This is a genomic window from Erythrobacter sp. HI0063, assembly GCF_001635685.1.
In the GTDB taxonomy this organism is placed as follows: Bacteria; Pseudomonadota; Alphaproteobacteria; order Sphingomonadales; family Sphingomonadaceae; genus Qipengyuania.
The window spans coordinates 1-3092 of record NZ_LWFF01000011.1; the positions used below are offsets into that span (position 1 = coordinate 1).

Below are 3092 nucleotides of genomic sequence, written 5' to 3' on the forward strand. Positions count from 1 at the left end.
TCCGATTGCCGTTCGCGTCGGTCGCGGTGCGCCTCCCACCGGCAGACCCGCCCGAACGGCCAGCGCTAGGCGTCTGGCGCAACGTCATGCGATTGGCTTGGCGCGTGCCCTCCATCGCCGCCCGACCCGACTGGCGCAGGTTTTCCAGCGAGACGCGGTTGTCCTGGCGATAGGCTTCAAGGCCCCGATCATTGGCGGTGCGAGCGTCGTCCATGGCTAGATCGCGTTCGAAAGCGGACGGACCCGAACCCCGAAGAACATAGTCCTCAAGCGCCGCGTTCCATTCTTCCGACCCGCGCTCGAAGCCGAGGCTATCGGCGTAGATTTCCCCGTCCTGCCGACCGCGATAAAGCTCCGTCGTCTCGCCCGTCGCCGGATCGTAGGCCAGCCGCGAACGACCGATCGTGTAGGGGTTGGCTGCGCGCAGATCGGCTTCGCTCTGGCGCTCGTAGGCGTCGTGTTGCCATCCGGCGATTTTCTCTGCCGCCTCTTGCTGACGTTGCGCGAACTCGTTCCGGCGGTTCATGATGTTTTGGACCGCGAAGCCCTGCCGACCACCAGCGCCCGCAAGGCCATCGCCCAGGATTGCCAAGGCAACCTGCCAATCCTTCGGTTTCTTATACTCGCCGACCATCGCCTTCATCGCGGCGTCGTAATCGAACGGCTGGCGCATCGAGGCGCCGAGAGGCCCAGCCTGTTGCACAGCGCGTTGCGGTGCGCGTTCGATGTTCGCCCCCAGCGTCGAGCCGTCCGAGGCCACCGACCAATGATTGCCGAGCCCCCGCGCTGGTATTGCCTGACCCGCTGGCATCGCCGCCTGTTCCCCAGCCATGGCCATTGCTGGCACACCCTCAGGCGCAGGAGTGCCGTTCGGATCGATTGCGGCCAGCAAGCTGCGGCGAGAACCGAACAGGCCCGGCCTACCCCGAGGAGGAGGCGCGACGGAAAGCGATCCGGGATAATTTTCGCGAACGGGCATTGCAGTCATAGTTCCCCCCAAGGGCTTTAGGCGCTCGCCATCAGGCGGCTGATTGCCTGCCCGATCGCTACGTTTTCAGGTGCGGAATTGCTGACGATCCTCGCCAGCCATTCGTCGGCATCGGCGTTGCCCTCGTCGGCCATGGTCGAAACGAGAGCGATGGCTTCACCATTCAAGTTGGCGCGATACTCGGCTTCTTCGCGCGGGATGCTGTCACTGGCGAGGGCGAGCATTTGCAGCAGAAGGCCCCGGTCATTTTTCCCACCGTGGGAAGCTGCCAGCCGGGCGAAGCACAGGCCGTCGAGCAGGCTTTGCAGGTCCCCGTCCACGAACCCGGCGAGCCCAATGGCGGCAAGCTCCCGCTGCGCTTCAAGATTGCCTTGTGCGGCCCGCTTCAGAGCGGCGTAGGGGTTAGGCTTTGCGGGGGCGGTCAATTCAAACCGACCTTCTCGCGCACCACAGCGCGGAGATATTCGGAGACGGAGCAACCGGCTTTCGATGCACGAAGGGCCAGCTCCGCCGAGATGGCAGGGCTGGCCCGAAACGAGATGCGCGCAGTCTGCATAATCTTTCCCTCTGTCATCACGACGATGGGTTGCGACCGGCGATTGCCAATCACGGGGCTGGCGGTATCACAGAAAGGCGCGTCGGTCAAGTGTCGGACGCCGATTGCCCGAATCAGTCGTTCCCGGCATGTTCTCGCCAATGGGAAGCAAGAACCTTCGATCCTTACGTGATTTTATCCGCCATAGGTTCAGCGTGCGCGTCGAATGCCAATGCGGGAGGGTGCGCCTCATCGACCCAAGGCGCTTGCTCGATATGGTGGAGGAACGTGGCTGGTCCCCTCACAGCCTGGACGGGATCGCGATGCGGCTACGGTGCGAGAAGTGCGGCCAGCGGCCTAAGCATATCGGGCCGGGACTGGATCGCTAACGGACTTTGCCCCTTGCCAGATCAGCATCAGATGCGCCCGACGATTTCCCCGAACAGATAGCCGCCGCAAGCGAGGAAGAGAGCAAGAGCTGTAAGCAGCGCCGCATCCTTGAGGTCGCTTTGTCGCAGACCTTTTACCTCATGGCCCGTCGTATCAATCGAACTCCACACTTTGCGCCACTCGTTCGCGGCAAATAGGCCCGCCAGCGCGCCAAGGGCGATGGCGACCGTCGCAGGATCATAAAGGGTGCCGGGATCGGGCATGTGCCAAAGCTATCAGACAGCGTGCCCGCCATCTAGCGCAAATCACTCATGAACGCCGACGCTCTCAATCTCGGCCACTTCCCCAGACTTGGTAAAGACCGCCCCTGCGCTTTCCAGCGCGTCTCGAATAGCTCCAAGGTTGTGAGCGATCGGCACGGAACGACCGGCCTCAAAGTTCCGCACAGTCGAAGGCCCGACATTTGCCGTTCGGGCTAATTCGTTTTGCGACAGGTTCACGGCAGCGCGAGCGGCACGGCAGAGCGAAGGGGTCAACGCAAGTCTCCTAACGATTTGCGCTAGGTATAACGAAAAGCGTTGACAGGCGCAATATCGCTAACCATAACGATTAGCGTTAGGCCAATCGGAACTAACGACCGAGCGCAGAGGCGGCAACCTCAAGCACCCGGTCTCATCGAAACCCTGACTAGAGGGAACGACTATGGACCAGACTACCACCTCCACCACCCGCCAGCAAAGCCGCTTTGACGCAGCTTTGACCGAATATCTGCGCGAACGCGATCGCCTTGAGGCAATGCCGGTCGAAACGACCAGCCGCGAGGACGAAGGCCGCGCGATGGAAGCTATGGCCGCAGCCGAGCGCCGTCTATTCAACAAAACGCCGCAGACCGTGGGCGACGTTCGCGTTCTGGCCGAGATTGCTTGGCGTGATCCTGACAGCCTCCCCGATGTTTCCATGATCGGCGCAGTCATCAATGGCCTTCGCCAGCTCGACGGCAACGCCCCGTCCCGCACGTTCGAGCCGGAAAGCTGGCTTAGGAATTACGAGCGCCTTGGCGGCGGCTGGACGAATATCGAAGGCGAGGTTTCATTGCTCGCCCCGGTGCCAACACCCGATGGATTGCAGGCGATGCTCTGGGAGCTCGATACGCGCGGCGGACGTGAACAGGTCAAGGCG

General features: G+C 62.4%; 6 protein-coding genes. 1 reads left to right on the plus strand and 5 read right to left on the minus strand.

What is annotated here, in order from left to right:
* The 5 genes from A3736_RS00865 to A3736_RS18210 all read right to left on the minus strand — a co-directional run.
* Positions 1 to 838, minus strand: an 838-nt coding sequence (locus tag A3736_RS00865) for a hypothetical protein (protein WP_156501897.1), incomplete at its 3' end; no start/stop codon positions are given.
* Positions 839 to 1005: 167 nt separating this feature from the next.
* Entirely contained in the window at positions 1006 to 1413 is a 408-nt protein-coding gene (locus tag A3736_RS00870) for a hypothetical protein (RefSeq protein ID WP_067678030.1), read from the minus strand.
* A complete protein-coding gene (locus A3736_RS00875; RefSeq protein WP_067678035.1) occupies positions 1410 to 1634 on the minus strand; it encodes a hypothetical protein in 225 nt (74 codons plus the stop codon). The genes A3736_RS00870 and A3736_RS00875 overlap by 4 nt, the downstream gene beginning before the upstream one ends.
* Positions 1635 to 1939: 305 nt before the next feature.
* On the minus strand, positions 1940 to 2176 hold the full coding sequence (locus tag A3736_RS00880; protein WP_067678038.1) for a hypothetical protein: 237 nt from the start codon (positions 2174 to 2176) through the stop codon (positions 1940 to 1942).
* A 42-nt stretch (positions 2177 to 2218) separates the two neighbouring features.
* Positions 2219 to 2449 (minus strand): helix-turn-helix transcriptional regulator, encoded by a 231-nt coding sequence (locus A3736_RS18210; RefSeq protein ID WP_082851230.1) that lies wholly within the window; start codon positions 2447 to 2449, stop codon positions 2219 to 2221.
* Positions 2450 to 2615: 166 nt separating this feature from the next.
* On the opposite strand from A3736_RS18210, the gene A3736_RS00885 reads away from it, so the two are divergent.
* A partial coding sequence (locus tag A3736_RS00885) for a hypothetical protein (RefSeq protein WP_156501898.1) occupies positions 2616 to 3092 on the plus strand: 477 nt, incomplete at its 3' end.